Origin of the sequence: Zobellella taiwanensis (assembly GCF_003012795.1) — a bacterium.
In the GTDB taxonomy this organism is placed as follows: Bacteria; Pseudomonadota; Gammaproteobacteria; order Enterobacterales; family Aeromonadaceae; genus Oceanimonas; species Oceanimonas taiwanensis.
Genome location: NZ_PXYH01000053.1, coordinates 1 through 759, shown reverse-complemented (window position 1 = coordinate 759; position 759 = coordinate 1). Strand labels below are relative to the sequence as shown.

Below are 759 nucleotides of genomic sequence, written 5' to 3'. Positions count from 1 at the left end.
CCCAACCAGCAAGCACCGCGCCGAAAGCACAACCAAAACGGAGCGCAGGCGGCCCGCCTGCATTTCGCGCGCAGCGCGAACTCCGGCCAACCCCAGACGCCGGGCTTACGCCAACTCCCGCTCAAAGGCCACAATTTGCCGCTGTTCGCGGGAGAACTCCACCCCAATCAGGTGGATGGGCAGGCCCTGGGCGCGGTATTTGTCCGCGTAGTTGCGGTCTTTTAGCTGTTGCAGCGCCTTGCCCCCGGGCACCTGCTCCACCACCTTGAACTCGAACAGGTAGACATGGCCGTTGAACTCCACCGCCATGTCCACCTTGCCGGTGTTGGAGGCATCCTCCACCGTTACCCGCAGCCCCAGGGCGGCGATATGGCTGTAAAACACGCTGGCGTAGTGGCCCTCGTATTTGGCGATGGGATTGTTGCGATACCAGTCGTGGGGCAGTGCCGCGAACAGGGCGCGAAAATGCTGCTCCAGGCCGGCAAAATCGTTGGCCTGCAGTAACCGCAGCACGCGAATGGTGGGCTCGGTGCCGGCCACTCCCAGGCTGGGCAGCAGCGCCTGGTTAAGGCTGGCCTCCACCTCCCGGTTGGGATAGCCCAGGGTATAGAGCCAATAGCTCGGCACCGGCTCTTCCTTGCGGCGGATGGTGAGATAACCGGTCTGGAACAGCAGCGCCTCGGTGCTGATGTCGTCCACGTCGAACCGCCCCAGCAGGTTGAGCGGGCTTTCCAGACGGTCCAGTTGCGGTGTGAAAAA

1 protein-coding gene is annotated in these 759 nt (G+C 63.2%); it reads right to left on the bottom strand.

Annotated features, from left to right (window positions below; genetic code table 11):
- Positions 1 to 105 precede the first annotated feature (105 nt).
- The coding region (locus tag C7I36_RS16875; protein WP_181256431.1) for a PD-(D/E)XK nuclease domain-containing protein at positions 106 to 759 on the bottom strand (654 nt) is incomplete at its 5' end.